20 protein-coding genes and 1 pseudogene are annotated in these 23,089 nt (G+C 39.7%); 17 read left to right on the forward strand and 4 right to left on the reverse strand.

Annotation, left to right across the window (positions count from 1 at the left end; translation table 11 throughout):
- Positions 1-70: 70 nt before the first annotated feature.
- The gene (locus tag D2C78_01370) at positions 71-667 is read right to left on the reverse strand and encodes a peroxiredoxin (protein ID QEF34742.1); all 597 of its coding nucleotides are present in this window, start codon (positions 665-667) and stop codon (positions 71-73) included.
- Positions 668-906: 239 nt separating this feature from the next.
- Between D2C78_01370 and D2C78_01375 the strand changes: the two genes are divergently transcribed.
- Both D2C78_01375 and D2C78_01380 read left to right on the forward strand, forming a co-directional pair.
- Complete coding sequence (locus tag D2C78_01375; GenBank protein ID QEF34743.1) at positions 907-1,911, forward strand: ABC transporter substrate-binding protein; 1,005 nt, start codon at positions 907-909, stop codon at positions 1,909-1,911.
- Between the two features lie 299 nt (positions 1,912-2,210).
- Positions 2,211-3,218, forward strand: a complete 1,008-nt coding sequence (locus D2C78_01380) for an ABC transporter substrate-binding protein (GenBank protein QEF34744.1) — start codon at positions 2,211-2,213, stop codon at positions 3,216-3,218.
- Positions 3,219-3,240: 22 nt separating this feature from the next.
- On the opposite strand, the gene D2C78_01385 is transcribed toward D2C78_01380, so the two are convergent.
- Complete coding sequence (locus D2C78_01385; GenBank protein QEF34745.1) at positions 3,241-4,407, reverse strand: cell division protein FtsW; 1,167 nt, start codon at positions 4,405-4,407, stop codon at positions 3,241-3,243.
- 203 nt (positions 4,408-4,610) lie between these two features.
- On the opposite strand from D2C78_01385, the gene flgB reads away from it, so the two are divergent.
- The 5 genes and pseudogenes from flgB to D2C78_01410 all read left to right on the forward strand — a co-directional run bounded on the left by flgB (position 4,611) and on the right by D2C78_01410 (position 7,989).
- Positions 4,611-5,033 carry a flagellar basal body rod protein FlgB gene (gene flgB / locus D2C78_01390; GenBank protein ID QEF34746.1) on the forward strand — a complete coding sequence of 141 codons (423 nt, stop codon included), beginning with the start codon at positions 4,611-4,613 and terminating at the stop codon, positions 5,031-5,033.
- A gap of 12 nt (positions 5,034-5,045) precedes the next feature.
- Positions 5,046-5,531, forward strand: coding sequence for a flagellar basal body rod protein FlgC (gene flgC / locus D2C78_01395; protein ID QEF34747.1), 486 nt, complete (start codon positions 5,046-5,048; stop codon positions 5,529-5,531).
- A 126-nt stretch (positions 5,532-5,657) separates the two neighbouring features.
- The gene (fliE, locus tag D2C78_01400; protein QEF34748.1) at positions 5,658-5,987 is read left to right on the forward strand and encodes a flagellar hook-basal body complex protein FliE; all 330 of its coding nucleotides are present in this window, start codon (positions 5,658-5,660) and stop codon (positions 5,985-5,987) included.
- Between the two features lie 23 nt (positions 5,988-6,010).
- Positions 6,011-6,136, forward strand: a complete 126-nt coding sequence (locus tag D2C78_01405; protein QEF34749.1) for a transcriptional regulator — start codon at positions 6,011-6,013, stop codon at positions 6,134-6,136.
- Positions 6,137-6,142: 6 nt separating this feature from the next.
- Positions 6,143-7,989 (forward strand): annotated as a pseudogene (locus D2C78_01410) (penicillin-binding protein 2).
- A 446-nt stretch (positions 7,990-8,435) separates the two neighbouring features.
- Here D2C78_01410 and D2C78_01415 read toward each other — a convergent pair.
- Together D2C78_01415 and rpsB are read right to left on the reverse strand one after the other, a co-directional pair.
- Positions 8,436-9,503, reverse strand: a complete 1,068-nt coding sequence (locus D2C78_01415; protein ID QEF34750.1) for an elongation factor Ts — start codon at positions 9,501-9,503, stop codon at positions 8,436-8,438.
- Positions 9,503-10,297 (reverse strand): 30S ribosomal protein S2, encoded by a 795-nt coding sequence (gene rpsB, locus D2C78_01420; GenBank protein QEF34751.1) that lies wholly within the window; start codon positions 10,295-10,297, stop codon positions 9,503-9,505. The genes D2C78_01415 and rpsB overlap by 1 nt, the downstream gene beginning before the upstream one ends.
- A 248-nt stretch (positions 10,298-10,545) precedes the next feature.
- Between rpsB and D2C78_01425 the strand changes: the two genes are divergently transcribed.
- The 10 genes from D2C78_01425 to D2C78_01470 are packed head-to-tail and all read left to right on the forward strand — an operon-like array spanning position 10,546 to position 23,083.
- A complete protein-coding gene (locus tag D2C78_01425) occupies positions 10,546-13,386 on the forward strand; it encodes a RecB-like helicase (protein QEF34752.1) in 2,841 nt (946 codons plus the stop codon).
- A 23-nt stretch (positions 13,387-13,409) separates the two neighbouring features.
- The gene (gene nhaA, locus D2C78_01430; GenBank protein ID QEF34753.1) at positions 13,410-14,726 is read left to right on the forward strand and encodes a sodium/proton antiporter NhaA; all 1,317 of its coding nucleotides are present in this window, start codon (positions 13,410-13,412) and stop codon (positions 14,724-14,726) included.
- A gap of 47 nt (positions 14,727-14,773) precedes the next feature.
- Positions 14,774-15,157, forward strand: a complete 384-nt coding sequence (yajC, locus tag D2C78_01435; GenBank protein ID QEF34754.1) for a preprotein translocase subunit YajC — start codon at positions 14,774-14,776, stop codon at positions 15,155-15,157.
- The gene (secD, locus tag D2C78_01440; GenBank protein ID QEF34755.1) at positions 15,154-16,731 is read left to right on the forward strand and encodes a protein translocase subunit SecD; all 1,578 of its coding nucleotides are present in this window, start codon (positions 15,154-15,156) and stop codon (positions 16,729-16,731) included. Before yajC ends, secD begins: the two co-directional genes overlap by 4 nt.
- A gap of 8 nt (positions 16,732-16,739) precedes the next feature.
- Entirely contained in the window at positions 16,740-17,711 is a 972-nt protein-coding gene (secF, locus tag D2C78_01445) for a protein translocase subunit SecF (protein ID QEF34756.1), read from the forward strand.
- 9 nt (positions 17,712-17,720) lie between these two features.
- The gene (locus D2C78_01450; protein ID QEF34757.1) at positions 17,721-18,059 is read left to right on the forward strand and encodes a hypothetical protein; all 339 of its coding nucleotides are present in this window, start codon (positions 17,721-17,723) and stop codon (positions 18,057-18,059) included.
- Between the two features lie 9 nt (positions 18,060-18,068).
- Entirely contained in the window at positions 18,069-20,489 is a 2,421-nt protein-coding gene (gene leuS / locus D2C78_01455; GenBank protein ID QEF34758.1) for a leucine--tRNA ligase, read from the forward strand.
- Complete coding sequence (locus D2C78_01460; GenBank protein QEF34759.1) at positions 20,486-20,998, forward strand: hypothetical protein; 513 nt, start codon at positions 20,486-20,488, stop codon at positions 20,996-20,998. Before leuS ends, D2C78_01460 begins: the two co-directional genes overlap by 4 nt.
- Positions 20,988-22,157, forward strand: coding sequence for a bifunctional folylpolyglutamate synthase/dihydrofolate synthase (locus tag D2C78_01465; GenBank protein ID QEF34760.1), 1,170 nt, complete (start codon positions 20,988-20,990; stop codon positions 22,155-22,157). The genes D2C78_01460 and D2C78_01465 overlap by 11 nt, the downstream gene beginning before the upstream one ends.
- A complete protein-coding gene (locus D2C78_01470) occupies positions 22,157-23,083 on the forward strand; it encodes a M23 family peptidase (protein ID QEF34761.1) in 927 nt (308 codons plus the stop codon). The genes D2C78_01465 and D2C78_01470 overlap by 1 nt, the downstream gene beginning before the upstream one ends.
- Positions 23,084-23,089: the final 6 nt, after the last annotated feature.

The following is a 23,089-nucleotide window of genomic DNA, read 5'->3' on the forward strand; positions in this document are numbered from 1 at the left end:
AAAGAATAGAAAGAAAAGGATTCAACCAAGAAAAACGAAGTTTCTCTTGATCAAACAGCGAATTGAACCATTAAAGCTTAATGGAATTTTCTTTAAGATACTCTGCAACGCCTTGGTGGGTAGCTTTCATCCCTTTATCGCCTTTTCTCCAGCCTGCTGGGCACACTTCACCATGTTCTTCAAAGTGTAAGAGAGCGTCTACCATGCGAAGCATTTCATCGGCATTCCTACCCAATGGCAAGTCATTGATCACTGCGTGTCTTACTTTCATGTTTTTGTCAATCAGAAAAGCCCCTCTCAAAGCGATCGCTTCTTCAAACAGCACATCATAGTCTCTAGAAATGCTCTTAGTAATATCAGCCACCATAGGGAAAGTTACTTGACCAATACCGCCTTTTTCTACAGGGGTGTTTTTCCATGCAAAATGCACTTGTTCGCTGTCAATAGACACGCCAATCACATTAAAGCCTTTTTCTTGGAAGTCTTTCACTCTTTTGTCAAACGCAATGATTTCTGTAGGGCATACAAAAGTAAAATCTTTTGGCCAAAAGAAAAGAATCGCACCGTTCTTACCTAAATTTTTAGAAAGCTCAAAGTGTTCATCAACCTCATTGTTTCCTAAAACGGCAGGCGCTTTAAAATCGGGGGCAAGTTTTGTAACTAACATATACAACTCCTTAAGTGTTTTAAAATTTTGTTGGATCAAAATTAAACCTGAACAGATTTAATTTTATTATGCTTTCCACTCAGTCAGCGGAAACATGGTGGAGTATATTCTTAAAAAGTTAATGAAAAAATATTTCCTTTTAAATTTTAAGATTTTGTGAAAAAAAGTTTCATTTTTACTGCTTGTATTTCCTTGAATAGTGTTATAATCGCTTCATAAATCATACGAAAGGAATTGTCATGCTAATCGCTCGTTTTAAAAAAGCTTTAATCTCCTATTCTTTAGGCGTGCTTGTTGTTTCATCATTATGGTTGAATGTGGCTAACGCTTCAGTGCAAGAAGTCAAAGTCAAAGATTATTTTGGGGATCAAGCCATCAAGCTTCCTGTTTCTAAAATAATCTACTTGGGTAGTTTTGCAGAAGTGCCTGCTATGTTCCATACTTGGGATAGGGTTGTAGGCATTTCAGATTACGCTTTTAAAGATGACATTGTTAAAGCCACTCTCAAAGATCCTAAACGCATTAAACCCATGAGCAGCGATCATGTGGCGGCGTTGAATGTGGAGCTTTTAAAAAAACTTAGCCCTGATCTTGTGGTAACCTTTGTGGGTAACCCTAAAGCGGTAGAGCATGCGAAAAAATTTGGTATATCATTCCTTTCTTTCCAAGAAAAAACCATTGCAGAAGTCATGGAAGATATTGACGCTCAAGCTAAAGCCTTAGAAGTTGACGCTTCTAAAAAACTGGCCAAAATGCAAGAAACTTTGGACTTCATTGCTGAGCGTTTGAAAGGCGTTAAAAAGAAAAAGGGCGTGGAGCTTTTCCATAAAGCCAATAAAATCAGCGGCCATCAAGCCCTTGATTCAGATATTTTAGAAAAAGGAGGCATAGACAATTTTGGCTTGAAATACGTTAAGTTTGGGCGCGCTGACATTAGCGTGGAAAAAATCGTTAAAGAAAACCCTGAGATTATCTTTATTTGGTGGATAAGCCCACTCACACCTGAAGACGTGTTAAACAACCCTAAATTTACTACTATTAAGGCCATCAAAAACAAGCAAGTTTATAAACTCCCCACAATGGATATTGGCGGCCCTAGAGCCCCACTCATTAGCTTGTATATCGCTTTAAAAGCCCATCCTGAAGCCTTTAAGGGCGTGGATATTAATGCGATGGTGAAAGATTATTATAAGGTGGTTTTTGATTTGAATGACGCAGAAGTTGAACCCTTTTTATGGCACTGATTTTAAAAAAGGGCTGATATTTTTTAGCCTTTCGTGTATCGCGCTAGGCTTAGAACAAGCCTTGTAGCTAAAATTTTCTTCCATATTTTTATCTTAATCTTTATCTTTTAAGATTTTGTGAAAAAAAGTTTCATTTTTACTGCTTGTATTTCCTTGAATAGTGTTATAATCGCTTTATAAATCATATTTTTATCTTATCTTTAACTTTTAAGATTTTATGAAAAATAGTTTCATTTTTACTATTGTTATTTTCTTAGTAATGTTATAATCGCTTTATAAATCATACAAAAAGGATCGTTATGTTAGTTACTCGCTTTAAAAAAGCTTTCATTTCTTATTCTTTAGGTGCACTTGTCGCTTCATTATTATTGAATGTGTGCAACGCTTCAGCACAAGAAGTCAAAGTCAAGGATTATTTCGGGGAGCAAAATATAAAGCTTCCTGTTTCTAAAATAGCCTATATAGGGAGTTATGTAGAAGTGCCTGCTATGCTTAATGTTTGGAATAGGGTTGTAGGCGTTTCGGATTACGCTTTTAAGGATGACATTGTTAAAGCCACTCTCAAAGGCGAAGATCTTAAACGCGTCAAACACATGAGCACTGATCATACAGCCGCACTAAATGTAGAGCTTTTAAAAAAACTTGGCCCTGATCTTGTGGTAACCTTTGTGGGCAACCCTAAAGCAGTAGAGCATGCGAAAAAATTTGGTATATCATTCCTTTCTTTCCAAGAGACAACGATTGCAGAGGCCATGCAGGCCATGCAAGCTCAAGCTGCGGTCTTAGAAATTGACGCTTCTAAAAAATTCGCCAAAATGCAAGAAACTTTGGATTTTATTGCTGAGCGTTTGAAAGGCGTTAAAAAGAAAAAGGGCGTGGAGCTTTTCCATAAAGCCAATAAGATTAGCGGCCATCAGGCCATTAGCTCAGACATTTTAGAAAAAGGGGGCATAGACAATTTTGGCTTGAAATACGTCAAATTCGGGCGCGCTGACATTAGCGTGGAAAAAATCGTTAAAGAAAACCCTGAAATCATTTTCATTTGGTGGGTAAGCCCACTCACGCCTGAAGACGTGTTAAACAACCCCAAATTTTCCACTATCAAGGCCATTAAAAACAAGCAAGTTTATAAACTCCCCACAATGGATATTGGCGGTCCTAGAGCCCCACTCATAAGCTTGTATATCGCTTTAAAAGCCCACCCTGAAGCCTTTAAGGGCGTGGATATTAATGCGATGGTGAAAGATTATTATAAGGTGGTTTTTGATTTGAATGATGCAGAAATTGAGCCATTCTTATGGCATTAATTTTTAAAAAGGGCGATATTTTTTAGCCCTTCGTGTATCGCGCTAGGCTTAGAACAAGCCCTATAGCGATGCAATTCGCTAAAAGCGAACTCCCTCCATAGCTCAAAAACGGCACCGCTAGACCTTTAACCGGAAAAATCCCGCCCACCCCAAAGGCGTTGATCACCAAAGAAAAACTGATGAGCAACACCACGCCCACGCAAAATAGCGAATATTTTGGCTCTTTCAAGCGGTTAGCGATCCTAAAAATCAAAACAATCAAAACAGAAAACAAAATAAAACAAACGCATAACCCCAAAAAACCCCATTCTTCGGCGATCCCAGCTAAGACCATGTCCGTATGCACTTCGCTCAAAAACCCAAGCTTGATTTGCCCAAGCCCAAGCCCTTGCCCAAACAACCCCCCATTATGCATGGCATTGCCTGCATGAAAGACCTGATAGGATTCGGGCAAGTCGCTTATTCTAAGAGCGTTCGCTAATTTATCCGGCAAAAGCGTGAAAAGCGAATTTTGCAAATTAGACCACCACAATTTCAGGCGCAAAATCCTATGAGCACTTGTAACAATCGCTAAAACGCTGATCGCAAACGCCCCTGAAATAATCAAGCCAAACAAATGCGCGCTCCCCCCAGAAAAGACCAACAACACCGCTAAAACCGCCCCCAAAAGAACAATCTGCCCCAAATCGTTTTGCAAAACCCCTACCCCAATCGCTAAGGCTACAAACACCACCGAATAAGGCACAAAAGTGATCAGTTCTTCTTTAACATTAGCCTTTTCTTTTGCCACAAAGGTGCGAGACAAACTCCACGCAAGAAAAAAGGTGAAACCAATCTTTAAAAACTCCAAAGGCGCTAGAGAGAAAAACCCCAAACGAATCCAGCGCTTCGCCCCCCCTGCGTTGCTAGAAAGGCTTTCTGGCAAAAAAAACATGCCAATAATGAGTAATGGTGGGATAAAAAGAAGAAAAAACCCCAAACGGCTAAACCACTTGCTAGGATCAACCCGAGACAACCCCCACATGATAACAATCCCTATGATCGCACTTGAAAGCTGGCGTATGAAAAAATGGAATTCTCCATAATGATACAGCACCACTGTGGTGTAAGTTGAGAGCGAATAGCTCATCAATACCCCCAAAAAAGTCAATAGCGAAGCGCAAAAAAACAGGTTTCTGTCTGTAGTCATTAGGATTTCCTTATTTTGGTTTTTGAATAGGCGTTCTCTTAAGGTATTTTAGGGGTATTTTACACTATAATGACTCTGAATTGGCTTATCGCTCAAGCTTAAGCATGCTTTGAAATTGATCGCATTCTTTGATGAGAAGCGGGCTGATTTTGGAATGCTTTTTGCATGTTATTAATTTGCAAGGGTTTAAAAAAGGGGTTTTGATGGATTTTTCTAAAGCGTTTGGATTGGTTTATAAAGCGTTAGATTATAGGGCTTTAAGGCAAGATATGATCGCTTCTAACATCGCTAACGTGGATACCCCTTTTTACAGGCCAAAGGATTTGGATTTTGAAAGCGTTTTAGCAAAGAAAAAAGCAGAAATTTTTGAAAACCAATCCAGTAAAGTTTTGCCTTTAGCCCACACTAACCCTAGGCATTTAGACTTTGAAAATAGCGCTAAAAATGGGGCGAACCTTTTTTTTAGAGACGGGCATTTGGCTAAAAATGATGGCAACAGCGTGGATTTAGACATTGAAACGAGTGAAATGGGCAAGAACTCTACCATGTATTTAGCCTTGAGTTCAGCCTTAAAAAAGTATCGAGGCGTGATCAATTACGCCATTGACTCTAGTAAGAATTTATAGTTAAGGGAAAGCATGTTTTTATCTTCTTTTGATATTAGCGGTTATGGCTTGTCCGCCCAACGCTTAAGAGCTAATTTGATTTCTTCTAATATTGCTAACGCTAACACCACGCGCACGAGCGAAGGAGGCCCTTATAGGAGGCAAGAAGCGGTGTTTAGGGCTTTTGATTTCAACGAGATTTTAAACCAAAAAATCGCCCAAAACAATCAAATCACCCCCTATGAAGACCCTTTAGATGAAGGCGATGATAACCCCTTAATCCCTATCACAAGCGTGGTGGTGGATAAGATTGTGCGCGATGATAGCGAGCCGTTGATGAAATACGATCCCAGCCACCCTGACGCTAACGCTCAAGGCTATGTGGCTTACCCCAACGTGAATGCGGTGGTTGAAATGGCGGACTTAGTGGAAGCGACTAGAGCCTATCAGGCTAATGTCGCGGCTTTCCAAAGCGCTAAAAACATGGCGCAAAACGCGATTGGCATGTTACAAACATGAACATTTTCAGCAATTTATGGTAGTATAAGGAAATTTAGGTAGTATTAGCCAAAGATCAGTAGAATATAGAAATGAATAAGATATTTAATAGAGTTAAATTTTTAAAAAAGAGCTTAAGGAGGTTCTATGCAAGCCATACACAATGATAAAAGCTTATTGAGTCCTTTCTCTGAGCTTAACACGGACAACAGGACTAAAAGAGAAGAATCAGGTAACGCCTTTAAAGAACAAAAAGGTGGGGAGTTTTCTAAACTCTTGAAACAATCTATCAATGAGCTTAACAACACTCAAGAGCAGTCTGATAAAGCCTTAGCGGATATGGCGACAGGGCAGATCAAAGACTTGCACCAAGCGGCTATCGCCATAGGGAAGGCCGAAACGAGCATGAAACTCATGCTTGAAGTGCGTAACAAAGCGATCAGCGCTTATAAAGAACTTTTGAGAACGCAGATCTAATCTCTTAAGTGGCGTCTCTTTAAATGATCGCTTGGTCTTTTTTAAAGAGAGGGTTTGTTGTTGCTACACCCCATTTTAACGGATTTTGCCATCAAAAATTCATGCTCTCATGCGTTGTGAAAATCCAACGCTACGCCATTTTCAAGTAAGCGTTCATGGATAATAAAAACATTGATCCCAACTTCAACCCAGAGCAATTTTTAGAAACCCAAAAATACAAGGGCATGGTTACGGCCTTAATCTTTTTATTGCTTTTTTTTATTTTTTTAATGGTCGCTTTTAAAAAAGCTTTTTTTGCGCAAGCCAACATGCCCACTTTGGTGATGATCAAACAAGACACCGCTACTAGGGGGACTATTTATAGTCAAGACAACTACAGCCTGGCCACTTCACAAACCCTTTTCAAACTGGGCTTTGATACAAGGTTTTTAAACCCAAATAAAGAAGATTTTTTTATTGATTTCCTTTCTATTTATAGCAATATCCCTAAAGAGTCCCTAAAAGACGCGCTCAATACGAAAGGCTACACGATTTTAGCTTACAATCTCACGCCCAATATGGCCGCTAATATTAGAGACTTGAATAAGAAATTTTTAGCCTTTGGGGTTTTTCAAAATTTCAAAGACGCGCACGATAAAGTGTGGCAAAAGCAAGGGTTAAACATTGAAGTGAGCGGCGTTTCTAGGCATTACCCTTATCAAAATAGCCTAGAGCCCATCATTGGCTATGTGCAAAAACAAGAAGAAGACAAGCTCACTTTAACTACCGGTAAAAAAGGCGTTGAAAAATCTCAAAATCATTTGCTTAAAGCCCAACAAAATGGCATAAGATCAGGCAAAAGAGACGTGAGTTTTAATTTCATTCAAAACCACTCTTACACAGAGATCGAACGGCTTGATGGCTATGAGGTGTATTTGAGTATTCCTTTAAAACTCCAAAGAGAAATTGAAACCCTACTGGATAAAACTAAAGACAAGCTCAGGGCTAAAGAAATCCTGGTGGGCATTATCAACCCTAAAAGCGGGGAAATCTTATCGCTAGCTTCAAGCAAGCGCTTCAATCCTAACGCCATTAAAACCAGCGATTATGAAAGCTTGAATTTGAGCGTTGCCGAAAAGGTTTTTGAGCCGGGCAGCACGATTAAGCCTATTGTCTATTCCTTGCTACTAGATAAAAATTTGATTAACCCTAAAGAGCGCATTGATTTAAACCATGGTTATTACCAATTAGGAAAATACACCATTAAAGACGACTTTATCCCCAGTAAAAAAGCCGTTGTGGAAGACGTTTTGATCCAATCTAGCAATGTGGGCATGATAAAAATCAGCAAAAGTCTCAACCCAGAGGATTTCTATAACGGGCTTTTAGGTTATGGATTTTCTCAAAAAACCGGCATTGATTTATCCTTAGAAGCCACAGGAAAGATCCCTCCTTTGTCCGCTTTCAAGCGTGAAGTGTTAAAGGGGAGCGTCTCTTATGGCTATGGGTTGAACGCAACTTTTTGCAGCTTTTAAGGGCTTATGCGGTGTTTTCTAATGAAGGCAAATTGACTACCCCCTATTTAGTGCAACGAGAAACCGCCCCTAATGGCGATATTTACATCCCTAGCCCCAAACCCACCTTTCAAGTCATCAACCCAAAAAGCGCTAGGAAAATGAAAGAAACCTTAATCAAAGTGGTGCGTTATGGCACAGGTAAAAACGCTCAATTTGAAGGGCTATACATAGGGGGCAAAACAGGCACGGCTAGGGTTGCTAAAAACGGGAGTTATAGCGCGGAGTCCTATAACAGCTCTTTTTTTGGGTTCGCTGAAGATGAAAGGCAGGTTTTTACTATCGGCGTGGTTATCTTAGGCTCGCATGGCAAGGAAGAGTATTACGCTAGCAAGATTGCAGCCCCCATTTTTAAAGAAATCACCGAAATTTTAGTGCGTTACAATTATCTATCGCCCTCTATTGCGATTCAAAACGCTTTGGAAAAAAACCGCTTTAAAATAAAATAAAAGGCTCTTTTTAACCCAAACTCCAAAAAGGAGTCTTAAGTTGCCGGCTCTGTGGCATTAAGGCCAAATTTAGAGGACAGATTAGAAAAAATCTGTTTAAGTTAGATTGATCCCAATTAAATAAAATGAGATTTGCATGATCCCTAGAAAGACAATCAAAACTAACCCTTAAATCAAAAAGAATGCGGATTAGCTTGCTATTATAATTTAAACGCAAGGTTTACAACAGGTGAGCGTTCAAAATTTAATCAAAATAATGTAAAATTAGAGCAATTATACCGATGTCTAGTGGCATCAATTCAAGCTAACTAAAAGGCGAATTTAAATGATTAAAAGCATAGAGATTGAAAATTACAAAAATTTTAAGCACCTTAAAATGGAAAATTTTAAATAAAGAAAGTTGAAAAGTTAGAAGAAACAACCTTTAAAGGTTGTTTTCTAAAATCTCACTTCATTTGCAAAGCCACTTCTTCAGCGAAATTCTCTGTCTTTTTCTCAATGCCTTCGCCCAATTCAAAACGCACATACTCAGTGATTGTTAAATCATCATCCCACTCTTTGGAACAATCAGCAACCACTTGAGCGATAGTTTTTTTATCGTCCATGACATAGAATTGCCCTAAAAGGGTCAGGCGTTGATCAATAAGGGTGTTATCAGCGATAAACCTTTCCATTTTTCCAGGAACGATTTTATCCCAGATTTTTTCAGGCTTGCCCTGCTCTTTCAATTCGTCTTCAAAAGCTTTTTTTTGGTGTGCTAAAACTTCATCGCTCAATTCAATGCGACTCCCAAAAGTGGGGATGTTTTTCAAAGGTTTGCCCAATCGTTTAGCCTCTTCGTTGTCTTTTTCAATTTCAGCGATCAAGGCTAAGGTTTCTTTTTTGACAAAATCAAGGCTAAAGTCTTTGCAATCTAGCACTTGAGGTTTCATCGCTGCAGCATGCATAGCGATGTTTCGGGCTAGTTCCACCACTTTTGGAGCGTTTTTCTCATTATTGTATTTTATACCGATTAACACGCCCACTCTAGCGTTAGAATGCGCATAACCATTGATGATATGAGAGCTAGGGGCTTTTAAATGAGCGATTTTTCTCACTAAAATGTTTTCACCAATCACAGCGATTTGAGAGTGCAAATATTCTTCAAAAGGCTTGTTGTCTAACGGGCTTTTAAGCAGTTCTTCTGTGGTATGGATATTGTGGGCTTTGATCGTTTCTAAAGTTTTTTTCACCAATTCCTTAAAGCCCTCATTTTTAGCCACAAAATCCGTTTCGCTATTGATTTCTACCATCATTGCGCTTTTAAAATCAGGCGCTACTTCTAAAGCGACTACGCCTTCAGCAGCGATCCTATCGGCCTTTTTAGCGGCTTTACTCAAGCCTTTTTCGCGCAAGAAATCAATGGCCTTTTGCAAATCCCCAGCCACTTCCACAAGGGCTTTTTTGCAATCCATCATGCCCGCATCGGTTAAATCCCTTAATTTTTTGACTAATTGAGTGCTAATTCCTGACATTATTCGGCTCCTTGAGTGATTTCTTTTTGGATTTCAGCGAGCATTTCTTCTTTTTCTTCATTGCTCACGAACTCTATCTCTTCGCTATTTTCATCCGCATGGACGATTTCTTCTTGCATGAGTTCTCGCCCCTCTAAAATCGCTTCGCTCATTTCTTTACAAAATAGCCTAATAGAGCGGATCGCATCGTCATTTCCAGGAATGGGGTAATCCACTAAATCAGGATCGCAGTTAGTGTCTAAAGGAGCCACGATAGGGATATGGAGTTTCCTCGCTTCAGCGACAGCGATTTTTTCTTTAGCCACATCAATCACAAAAATCATATCAGGGATTTTTTTCATGTGGCGCACCCCGCCAAGATACTTATCCAGCTTTTCTTTTTTCCTTAAGATCATGAGTTTTTCTTTTTTAGTCAATAGATCAATTTGACCGCTATTTTCCATTTCTTCAATGATTTCTAATTTTCTCACCGATTTTCTAATGGTGCTAAAATTAGTCAGCATGCCACCAAGCCAGCGGTAATTGACATAAGGGACTTGAATGCTTTCAGCAAATTCTTTCAAAGTCTCATTGGCTTGTTTTTTAGTGCCTACAAACATGATGCTCTTGCCTTGAGCGCTCGCATCGCGCACGATATTATAAGTGTATCTAAAGTAGCGCAAGGTTTTTTGCAAATCAATAATATGGATATTTTTCCTAACGCCAAAAATGAATTTCTTGGTTTTAGGGTTCCAACGCCTTGTTTGGTGTCCAAAATGCACACCGCATTCTAATAAATCTTTCATGGTTACCATGAATACGCTCCTTAAAGTTATTTTGGTTCTCTTCCTCCATGCTCATTTGATTCTTAAATTCTTAAGAACACCTAAATACAAGGATTAGCATGTGTGAATTTGACGCTGTCTTTGCCTTGTTCCTATTAAAATGATAGAAAAAACGACAAAACCTTATGATTATAGCAAAAGATTAAGGTTTTTTAGCTTAAGTAAAAAAGGCTTTTAGGTTATAATAAAGACAAAATAGAATTTTAGGATAGAACTCAATGGATACAAAAAGACAATGCATGGCTTTAAAGGCTTCAGCAGGGAGCGGGAAGACTTTCGCTTTGAGCGTGCGGTTTTTGGCCCTGTTGTTTAAGGGGGCTAATCCTAGCGAGATTTTAACGCTCACTTTCACTAAAAAAGCCACCGCCGAAATGAAAGAGCGTATTTTAGACTATTTAAAAATTTTGCAACAAGAAAACCTTGAAAATGAAAAAGAAAAATCCCAAAATATCCTAAAAGAATTAGAAGAAAAATACCATTTAGACCCTAGTTTAGTGCGAAATAGCGCTCCAAAAATCTACCAACGCTTTTTAAACGCTGAAATCAGAATCAGCACTATTGATGCGTTTTTTCAAAGCATTTTAAGGAAATTTTGCTGGTTTGTGGGGTTGAGTGCGAATTTTGAAGTCAATGAAGACACAGAAGTGCACCAACGACAGCTTAATGAGAGTTTTTTGAGCACTTTAAACAGCGAACAGCTTGAAGAATTGAGCGCTTTTATCGTCCAATGCTTAAGTTATGAGAGTTACACAAGCGATTCTATTTTAGAGCGGTTGCGTTTTTTAAAAAACAAGCTCTATTTATTTGATCCTAATAAGAAAGAACCTGCATTTGATGAAGAGGGTTTTTTAGAAAAACTAAGGAGCTTAAACAACCAAATTCAAAGCATAGAAACAGCGTCAGATAGGGCTAAAACAGCCATTAAATGCGATAGTTTTAGGGGATTTTTAAACAGCTCTTTAACCTGGCTTGAAAAAAAGAGCGAATATCAATCTTTCAAAAAACTTAAAAGTGAAATCCCCACTTTAGAGAGCGAATGCGAAGAGATTGAAAACGATTTAAAACGCTATTATGAAGCCAAAGAAACCGCAATATTTAAAAAATTCCCTAAATTCATCCAACTTTATGATAACGCCACTTCTAAAATCCAAGCCCTAGATTTTGATGCGATTAAAGATAAAGTCCATGCCTTATTGAATGGTTATGAAGAGATGCCGGCGGAGTTTTTTTATTTCAGGTTGGACAGCAAGATCGCGCACATTTTGATTGATGAATTTCAAGACACGAGTTTGAACGATTATAAGATTTTAGCCCCTTTTATTGATGAGATTAAAGCTGGGATAGGGCAAGCTAAATGGCACAGGAGCGTGTTTTTTGTGGGCGATGTCAAGCAGAGCATTTATGCCTTTAGGGGGAGTTTTAGCTCTTTGTTTGAAAGCGTTTCTAAGGATTTTTACCACGATAATTTACAATTCAACCACCGCAGTGCACCTTTAATCATTAATTATGTGAACACCATTTTTAAAAAAGCTTATCAAAATTCCCCCACCGCTTATTTGGAGCAAAAATACCCTAAAGCTTCTCAAAATAAACATGCTACAGACGGCTATGTTAAAGTCTCTTTAGTGGCTGATGAAAGAGAATTGTTATTAAATCAGGTCTTACAAGAAGCTCAAAACCTTTTAGAACATCGTATTGATCCTAAAAACATTACCATTTTATGCGCCACTAATGATGACGCTTTAGAAATCAAAAATTATTTGCAAGAGAATTTGAGCGACATTCGCCCAAGCACGGAATCTAGCGCGAGATTGTCTCAATTGGTAGAATCTAAGATCATTAAGAACGCTTTAGAATACGCTTTAGCGGAAGAACCTTACAAGCCCTTTTATAAGCACAGCGTTTTAAAACTCGCCGGATACTTGCATGATGATGTGATCGCTTTACCTGGTTTTAACCCTAAAAAAGAGAGCGTGGCAAGCTTTGTGTGGAAAATTATGGAGCAGTTTAAACTTTATGAAGAGCCTGCACAAAGCTGTTTGGAATTGGCCATTGGGTGCGAAGACGCCAATGATTTTTTAGAAAAATTAGAGGCTAAAGAGATCGCTTCTTTCAATCCAAAAGGTGCACAGATCATGACCATCCATAAATCTAAAGGCATGCAATTCCCTTATGTGATCGTGTGCGAACGCTTGGGCAATCCTAATTCAAATCACTCCAATCAACTCCTTGAAGAATATAACGGCACAGAGCTTGCGCGCCTTTATTACAGAATGAAAAATCGTGAGGTCGTGGATAAAGATTACGCTAGGGCTTTAGACAAAGAAGAAGCGGCCAAAGATCATGAAGAAATTAATGTGTATTATGTCGCATTCACTAGGGCTGAGTTAGGGCTGATTGTCGTGGCCAAAGACAAAAAAGAAAGCAAAAAAGAAAGCAAAAACAAAACAATGCGCGAACAATTGGATCTTGTGCCTTTAGAAGAGGGGGAAATTATGCCGGTTATTTCTCCACAAAAAGAGCCTTTAATCGCAAGCGTGTTAATCAAACCCCATGCCTATGGCGAGCAAGTCCAAGAGATAGAAGAAGAGCCAGAGAGCGATTATGAAAAGAATAACGACCAGGAAGCGATCAATTTTGGTATCGCTTTGCACAAGGGATTAGAATACCAATACGCTTACAACATTCCTAAAAAAAGCGTTTTAGAATATTTAAACTACCATCATGGTTTTTATGGTTTGGATTATCAGGCGTTAGAAGAAAGTTTAGAGCTTTTTGAAAACGATGCAGAGATACAAACTCTTTTTAAAAATTATGCCTTAAAAGGCGAAGTGGCTTTTTTATTTGAAGGGGTTGTGTCTAGGATTGATGTTTTATTGTGGGATAAGGGGCAAAATTTGTATGTTTTAGATTATAAAAGCTCTCAAAATTACCAGCAAAGCCATAAAGTGCAAGTGTCTCATTACGCTGCGTTTTTGCAAACTCAAGCCCCCCATTTTAAGATACAAGCGGGCATTATTTACGCTCATAAAAGACTGCTTGAAAAATTATGGGTTTGAAAATAAAAATTTTAAGGTTGTCTATGAATCTCAAAAAAACAGAAAACGCGCTCAGTTTGACGCTTAAAAACTTCATTAAAAGCGAATCTTTTGGAGGGATTTTCCTCTTTTTGAACGCCGTTTTAGCGATGGTGGTGGCTAATTCGTTTTTAAAAGAAAGTTATTTTGCACTATGGCACACCCCTTTTGGGTTTCAAATAGGGGATTTTTTTATCGGCTTTAGTTTGCACAACTGGATTGATGATGTTTTAATGGCGTTATTTTTTTTAATGATAGGCTTAGAGATCAAGCGAGAATTGTTGTTTGGGGAATTATCTAGTTTCAAAAAAGCTTCTTTCCCTGTGATTGCGGCTCTTGGGGGCATGATAGCCCCAGGATTGATTTATTTTTTCCTTAACGCTGATACGCCCTCTCAGCATGGTTTTGGGATCCCTATGGCGACAGATATTGCGTTCGCTTTAGGCGTGATCATGCTTTTAGGTAAGAGGGTGCCAACCGCCTTAAAGGTTTTTTTAATCACTCTAGCGGTGGCTGATGATTTGGGAGCTATTATCGTGATCGCGCTCTTTTATACCACGAATTTAAAATTCGCATGGCTTTTAGGGGCTTTAGGGGTGGTTCTTATCTTAGCGGTATTGAACCGCTTGAATGTCCGCTCGCTCATCCCTTACTTGCTTTTAGGGGTGTTGCTTTGGTTTTGCGTGCATCAAAGCGGTATCCATGCAACGATCGCTGCAGTGGTTCTAGCTTTTATGATACCGGTGAAGATCCCTAAAGATTCTAAAAATGTAGAGCTTTTGGAACTGGGCAAGCGATACGCAGAAACGAGTTCAGGAGCGCTTTTGACCAAAGAGCAGCAAGAAATCTTGCATTCCATTGAAGAAAAAGCGAGCGCTTTACAAAGCCCCTTAGAAAGATTGGAGCATTTTTTAGCCCCCATCAGCGGGTATTTCATCATGCCCTTATTCGCGTTTGCAAACGCTGGGGTGAGCGTTGATTCTAGCATCAATTTAGAAGTGGATAAGGTGCTTTTAGGGGTTATTTTAGGGCTTTGTTTGGGCAAGCCTTTAGGGATTTTCTTAATCACTTTTATAAGCGAAAAGCTCAAAATCACCGCGCGCCCTAAAGGCATCAGCTGGTGGCATATTTTAGGGGCTGGGCTTTTAGCAGGGATTGGTTTTACCATGTCTATGTTTATTTCTAATCTGGCTTTCACGAGCGAGCATGAGGACGCTATGGAAGTGGCAAAAATTGCGATTTTACTCGGATCTTTGATTTCTGGGATCATAGGGGCTTTGTATTTATTCGCGCTAGATAAAAGAGCGGCTTTAAAGAAATAGTGAAAAATGCTATAATTTGAGATTAAAACATCTTTTAAGGAAATTAAATGGGACAAATTAAAGACATTCTAACGACGCTTTTACCCCTTGTGGTGTTGTTTCTTATTTTTTATTTTTTGATCGTTCGCCCGCAACGCCAGCAACAAAAAAAGCACAAAGAAATGATAGAGGGCTTGACTAAGGGCGATAAAATCGTTACTCAAGGAGGGTTCATCGTTGAGGTGCTTAAAGCGGAAGCGAATTTTTTTAGCGTGAAGCTCAATGATGACACCACCGCTAAACTTTCTAAAAACTATGTAGCGTTCAAATTAGACGAATTGGATCAATTTGGTTTGGCAGAGCCTATAGTTATCCAACAAGGCAGAGAAGAAATCTCGGCAAAATTATCTGGTACTAAAACTTTGAAACAACGCCAAATAACAACTGAATGAAACTTTTTAACCCTCGTTTAATCGTTTTTATTTGCGCGCTTCTTTTAGGGGTAGGGTTTTCTGTGCCTTCTTTACTAGAGACTAAAGGCCCTAAAATCACTTTAGGTTTGGATTTAAGGGGGGGGTTGAACATGCTTTTAGGGGTGCAAACCGATGAGGCTTTAAAAAACAAGTATTTAAGCTTGGCGTCCGCTTTAGAATACAACGCTAAAAAGCAAAATATCTTGCTTAAAGACATTAAATCCAGTTTAGAAGGGATCAGTTTTGAGCTTTTAGATGAAGATGAGGCGAAAAAATTAGACGCGCTTTTAGTGGAATTGCAAGGTCATAGCCAGTTTGAAATCAAAAAAGAAGCGGAGTTTTATAGCGTGAAGCTCACCCCTTTAGAGCAAGAAGAATTGCGTAAAAACACGATTTTGCAAGTGATAGGGATCATTCGTAACCGCTTGGATCAATTTGGTTTGGCAGAGCCTGTAGTCATCCAGCAAGGTAAAGAAGAAATTTCGGTGCAATTGCCCGGCATTAAGACTTTAGAAGAAGAACGGCGCGCTAAAGACTTGATTTCAAGATCCGCTCATTTGCAGATGATGGCAGTGGATGAAGAACACAATAAAGATGCGATGAAAATGACGGATTTAGAGGCTCAAAAATTAGGCAGTGTGTTGTTATCGGATGTGGAAATGGGGGGTAAAATCTTACTCAAAGCGATCCCCATTTTAGATGGCGAAATGCTTACAGATGCGAAAGTGGTGTATGATCAAAACAACCAGCCGGTGGTGAGCTTCACGCTGGATGCACAAGGGGCTAAGATTTTTGGGGATTTCTCAGGCGCGAATGTGGGCAAACGCATGGCGATCGTTTTAGACAATAAGGTTTATTCAGCCCCGGTGATCAGGGAGCGTATTGGTGGGGGGAGCGGGCAAATTAGCGGGAATTTTAGCGTGGCTCAAGCGAGCGATTTAGCGATCGCTTTAAGGAGTGGAGCGATGAGCGCTCCCATTCAGGTTTTAGAAAAAAGGATTATAGGCCCGAGCTTAGGGAAAGACAGCATTAAAACTTCCATTATCGCCCTCATTGGGGGCTTTATTTTAGTGATGGGCTTTATGGTGCTTTATTACTCCATGGCGGGGGTGATCGCTTGTTTGGCGTTAGTGGTCAATCTTTTTTTGATTGTGGCGGTCATGGCGATTTTTGGAGCTACGCTGACTTTACCGGGAATGGCGGGGATTGTTTTAACCGTGGGGATTGCCGTGGATGCTAATATCATTATCAATGAGCGCATTAGAGAAGTCTTAAGAGAGAATGAGGGCATCGCTAAGGCGATCCATTTAGGCTATATCAATGCGAGTCGGGCGATTTTTGATTCCAATATCACTTCCTTGATCGCTTCAGTGTTGTTATACGCTTATGGCACAGGAGCGATTAAAGGCTTTGCTCTCACCACAGGCATTGGGATTTTGGCCTCTATTATCACCGCTATTATAGGCACGCAAGGGATTTATCAAGCCCTTTTACCTAAACTCACCCAAACAAAAAGCCTTTACTTTTGGTTTGGCGTGAATAAAAGAGCTTAGGAGGTTTTATGGAATTATTCAAACAAACTAGAATCTTAAGCTTCATGCGTTATTCCAATTATGGGGTGATCGTTTCAGCGATCTTAGTGCTTCTAGCGTTAGGGCTTTTGTTTTTCAAAGGGTTTTCTTTAGGGATTGATTTTGCGGGGGGGAGTTTGGTGCAAGTGCGTTACACTCAAAACGCCCCCATTAAAGAAGTGCGCGATCTGTTTGAAAAAGAAGCTCGCTTTAAAGGCGTGCAAGTGAGCGAATTTGGCTCTAAAGAAGAGATTTTAATCAAATTCCCTTTTGTAGAAACGGCTGAAAACGAAGACTTGAACGCTATCGTGGCTAACATTCTAAAACCTAGCGGCGATTTTGAAATCCGTAAATTTGACACCGTGGGCCCTAGAGTGGGGAGCGAATTGAAAGAAAAGGGCATTTTGTCGCTGATTTTAGCGTTAATGGCGATCATGGTCTATGTGAGTTTCCGCTATGAATGGCGTTTCGCTTTAGCGAGTGTTATTGCGCTTGTACATGATGTGATTTTAGTGGCAAGCTCGGTGATTGTTTTTAAGATTGATATGAATTTGGAAGTGATTGCGGCCTTGCTCACATTGATCGGGTATTCCATTAATGATACGATCATTATTTTTGATCGGATCAGAGAAGAAATGCTCTCTCAAAAAACCAAAAACGCCATTCAAGCCATTGATGAAGCCATTTCTAGCACGCTCACGCGCACGCTTTTAACTTCTTTAACCGTGTTTTTTGTGGTGTTGATTTTGTGCGTGTTTGGGAGTAAGATCATCATTGGCTTTTCATTGCCCATGCTAATAGGCACGATTGTAGGGACTTACAGCTCTATTTTCATCGCCCCTAAAGTGGCGTTATTGTTAGGCTTTGATATGGGTAAATATTATGAGAATGAGGCTAGAAAAATCAAAAAAGCTCAAGAGAAAGAAAAAATGCGCCGTTTGTATGAGGGCGGTCAAGTTTAAGGAGTTTCTATGGATTGGGGTCGGGTCGTTCATGTACTGTTCAGCCTTATTTCTTTAACCACCATTGCAGGGTTTTTGTATGAGCCTAACACGGTGGTGTTGTTTGTAGCGTTAGCTTTAAACCTTATTTCTGTTACGCTCAAAATTGGGGTGATCAAGCGTTTCGCTTCAGAGCTGTTGGCCAGCTCTTTAGCTACCGTGTTGCACCTCATACCGGCGTTTGTGTTTTTACAGATTTTAAATAATTTGGTTACCGCTTACATGCTCATGATTGGGGCGTTGATTAGCAACGCTTTCAGCCTTATCTTTTTGTTGATTGAAAGCGTTGTAACGAGCGAAACGGATTAAGGGGTAACGATGGATTTTATCAATATAGAAAAAAAATGGCAAGAATTTTGGTGGAAAAATAAGAGTTTTGAGCCTAAAGACGATTTTAACCTCCCTAAAAAATACATTCTAAGCATGCTGCCTTATCCTAGTGGGGAAATCCACATGGGGCATGTGCGCAATTACACCATTGGCGATGCGTTGGCACGTTATTATCGTTTGCACCATTACAATGTGTTACACCCTATGGGGTTTGATTCTTTTGGGATGCCTGCAGAAAATGCGGCCATTAAGCATGGTATCCACCCTAAAACCTGGACTTATGAAAACATTGAAGCCATGCAAAAAGAGTTTGAAGCTTTAGGGTTTTCTTTTTCTAAAAACAGGGAATTTGCCACTTCAGATCCGGATTACACGAAATTTGAACAGCAATTTTTCATTGATTTGTGGGAAAAAGGGCTAATTTATCGCAAGAAAGCCATGCTCAATTGGTGTCCTAACGACAAAACCGTTTTAGCTAATGAGCAAGTCATTGATGGGAGGTGTTGGCGTTGCGATACGGAAGTTGTTCAAAAAGAACTCTACCAATATTATTTGAAGATCACAAACTACGCTGAAGAATTACTAAAAGACTTAGAAACTTTAGAAGATCATTGGCCTTCTCAAGTCCTAACCATGCAAAAAAACTGGATAGGGAAATCTAGCGGGTTGCAATTTGGCTTTAAAATCGCTGATGAGTGCTTGAAAGCTTGCAACGGCATTCAAGAAATTGAAGTTTTTACCACAAGAGCGGATACCATTTATGGCGTAACTTACATCGCCATCGCCCCAGAACACCCTTTAGTAGAGCATGCCATTAAGCGAGTGAGCCAAGAAGATTCAAAGATCATTAAAGCGATTTTAAACACGACTCAAAGAGAAAGAGCTTTGGAGAAAAAAGGGGCGTTTTTAGGCGTTTATGCTATCCACCCTTTAACGAAGCAAAAAATCCCTGTTTGGGTGGCTAATTTCGCCCTAGCCAATTATGGCTCTGGGGCGTTAATGGGCGTGCCAGCCTGCGATGAAAGGGATTTTGAATTCGCTAATCTTTATCATATTCCTATTAAAGTGATCACGCAAAGCTCTCAAAGTTTGCCCCACACCAAAGAAGAGGTTTTAAAAAATAGCGGGGAGTGGAGCGATCTTTCTAGCTCAGTGGCCAGAGAAAAAATCATCGCTTATTTTGAAAAAGAAAACCTCGGTAAAAGGGTCATCAACTACCGCTTGCAAGATTGGGGGGTGAGCCGTCAAAGGTATTGGGGAGCGCCCATTCCTATGATTCATTGCAAGAATTGTGGGATTGTGCCTGAAACCCAACTGCCGGTAACTTTACCTGAAGACATTGTGATTGATGGGGAGGGCAATCCGTTAGAAAAGCATGCGAGTTGGAAATTCGCTCAATGCCCTAAATGCCACAAAGACGCTTTAAGAGAAACAGACACCATGGACACTTTCATCCAATCCAGTTGGTATTTCTTGCGTTATACCACCCCCAAAAACCAGCGTGAAAATCAAGCGTTTGATCAAAATTACTTGAAGTATTTCATGCCGGTGGACACTTATATTGGCGGCATTGAACATGCGATTTTGCACTTGTTATACGCGCGCTTTTTCACTAAGGCTTTAAGGGATTTGGGCTATCTCAATTTAGATGAGCCTTTCAAACAGCTCATCACCCAAGGCATGGTTTTAAAAGATGGCGCTAAGATGAGCAAATCTAAAGGCAATGTCGTTAGCCCTAAAGAGATACTTAAAAAATACGGGGCTGATGCCGCAAGACTCTTTATCCTTTTTGCTGCCCCGCCGGCTAAAGAATTGGAATGGAATGACAGCGCTTTAGAGGGGGCACACCGGTTTATCAAGCGCTTATACGATAAAGCGAACGCCATTACCCCTACCACTTCTAAGCCTGAATTTAAAGGAGTGGGCCTGAATGAAGCGCAAAAACTAGCTCGTAAGAAAGTCTATGAAGCGTTAAAAAAATCGCATGAAATTTTCAATAAGGCTGAAAGCGCTTACGCGTTTAACACTTTGATCGCAAGTTGCATGGAAGCCTTAAACGCTTTGAGTGCGCAAAATAATGAGCAAATTTTATGCGAGGGTTATTTTGTGTTGTTGCAAATTTTAGAGCCTATTATCCCACACACCGCATGGGAGTTGAGCGAGAGGCTTTTTAAAAGAGAGAATTTCAAGCCTATAGCGATCGATGAAGACGCTTTGATGGAAGACTTTATGACTTTAGGGCTTACCATTAATGGCAAAAGGCGCGCGGAATTGAAAGTCAATATTAACGCCAGTAAAGAAGAAATTATTGTTTTGGCTAAAAAAGAATTAGAGAAATATTTAGAAAACGCGAGCGTTAAAAAAGAAATTTATGTGCCTAATAAGCTTGTTAATTTTGTTATCGCATGAGGGCTTTACTTTTTTTTATTTTGTTGTTTTGGTTCAAGGGCTGTGGGTATAAGCCCATCGCCGCTTACGCTCAAAACGCTTTAGGCGATAGCATATACGTGAAACTCATTGTGAATTTGCCTAACCCTGAAAACTCTGTAGAGTTTAAGGATTTGATGAATCGTTTAGTCGTGCAACGCTTCCAAAGCCGCTTAGCGAGTGAAAAGGATGCGGATTCTATCATTATTATAGAAATCACGAATGTAACCGATACGAGCATCACGCAAAATAAAGAAGGCTTTACGACTTTCTATCGCGCAACCGTGTCTGTGAATTACACCTATGATAATAAAAGAGGCACACAAAAGACTTTTCAAAATAGCGGGTATTACAATTACGCCGTGAATTTGCAAGACCCCCTTAACACCTACCAGAACCGCTATTACGCTATCAATCAGGCTGTGGAACAAACTTTGACTAAATTTGTGGCTCAAATCGCTTATGAGGGGAAATTCAATAATGAAAAATAGCCATGGGTTAAAGGCGTTTTTAGAAACAAAGCCTAAGGAATACCACAAGTTTGACCCTAGCCGCTTCATTCAAATTTATAAAGATTTTAAGAACGCTTTTTTTGAGATCCAAGCGAAAGTCATTCATGTAGTAGGGACTAATGGCAAGGGCAGCACCGGGCGGTTTTTAACCCTTTTATTAGCCGATCAAAATTTTAAGGTGTTGCATTTCACCTCCCCTCATGTTTTTGAATTCAGGGAGCGCTTTTTTTTGAATGGCTCTGTTGTTGAAGAAAGCGTTTTAGAAAACGCCCACCAGCAATTGCAACCGCACGCTTTCAGCAGCGCTTGCTCGTATTTTGAATACGCTACCTTACTAGCTGTCATGCTCGCTAAAGATTGCGATTATTTGGTTTTAGAAGCGGGGCTTGGGGGGGAGTTTGACAGCACGAACGCTTTAGAAAAAACCCTAAGCGTTTTCACCCCCATTGATTATGATCATAAGGAATTTTTAGGGGATAGTTTAGAAAGCATTGCGCAAACCAAATTAAAAGCGATGGGCTCTCTTAATATCATCGCTCCCCAACAAGAACTGGTTTTAAATGCGGCTCAAAAAATCGCCAAAGAAAAACACGCGCAATTGATTGTGGTTCAAAATGAGATTTCAAAAGGAGTGAAAGATTATATTGAGCGCTACCATTTAGCCCATTTTTTAGCGATGAATTTAGAAGTGGCCCTAAAAGCGTTTGAAACGCTAATGCCATGCAATAAACAAGAAGTTTTAAAAAACCTAAAGCCCCTGAATTTAATCGGCCGTTGCGAGCTTTTAAGCCCTAATATCTTAATAGATGTGGGGCATAACCCCCATAGCGCTAAAGCCTTAAAAGAAGAAATCAAACGCGTTTTTAACGCTCCAATCGTTTTGATTTATAATTGCTATCAAGATAAGGACGCTTTTTTGGTGTTAGAAATTTTAAAGCCTGTGGTTAAAAAGGTTTTGATTTTAGAATTGCATAATGAAAGAATTATCCAATTAGAAAAACTTAAAGGGATTTTAGAAACTTTAGGGTTAGAACACGCTTTGTTTGAAGATGTGGAAGAAAATGAAAATTATTTGGTGTATGGCTCATTTCTGGTAGCCAACGCTTTTTATGAACGCTATCCAAAGAAGAGGGATTGATGCCGCAAAACCAGCTTGTGATCACCATCATTGATGAATCAGGCTCTAAACAGCTCAAATCTTCTAAAAATTTAAAACGCAACCTCATCATTTCTGTTATCATTCTTTTATTGATCGTGGGGCTTGGCGTAGGGTTTTTAAAATTTTTAATCGCTAAAATGGATACGATGACAAGCGAGAGGAATGCGGTTTTAAGGGATTTTAGGGATTTGTATCAAAAAAATTACACTTTGACAAAAGAGATTAAAAACAAGCGAGAAGAGCTCTTTATTGTGGGGCAAAAGATCCGTGGGTTGGAATCCTTGATTGAAATCAAAAGAGGGGCTAATGGAGGAGGGCATCTCTATGATGAAGTGGATTTAGAAAATTTGAGCTTAAATCAAAAACATTTAGCGCTCATGCTCATTCCTAATGGCATGCCCTTGAAAACTTATAGCGCGATCAAACCCACTAAAGAAAGGAACCACCCCATTAAAAAGATTAAGGGCGTTGAATCCGGGATTGATTTTATCGTGCCATTAAACACGCCTGTTTATGCGAGCGCTGATGGGATTGTGGATTTTGTGAAGACCAATTCTAATGTGGGGTATGGGAACTTGGTGCGCATTGAACATGCGTTTGGTTTTAGCTCCATTTACACGCATTTAGATCATGTCAATGTGCAGCCTAAAAGCTTTATCCAAAAAGGGCAGTTGATTGGCTATAGCGGGAAGAGCGGCAATAGCGGCGGCGAAAAATTGCATTATGAAGTGCGCTTTTTGGGTAAAATTTTAGACGCGCAAAAATTTCTAGCATGGGATTTGGATCATTTCCAAAGCGCTTTAGAAGAAAATAAATTTATTGAATGGAAGAATTTGTTTTGGGTTTTAGAAGACATCGTCCAACTCCAAGAGCATGTGGATAAAGACACCTTAAAAGGTCAGTAGGGGTTT

Origin of the sequence: Helicobacter pylori (genome assembly GCA_008032935.1) — a bacterium.
Classification (GTDB): domain Bacteria; phylum Campylobacterota; class Campylobacteria; order Campylobacterales; family Helicobacteraceae; genus Helicobacter; species Helicobacter pylori_CX.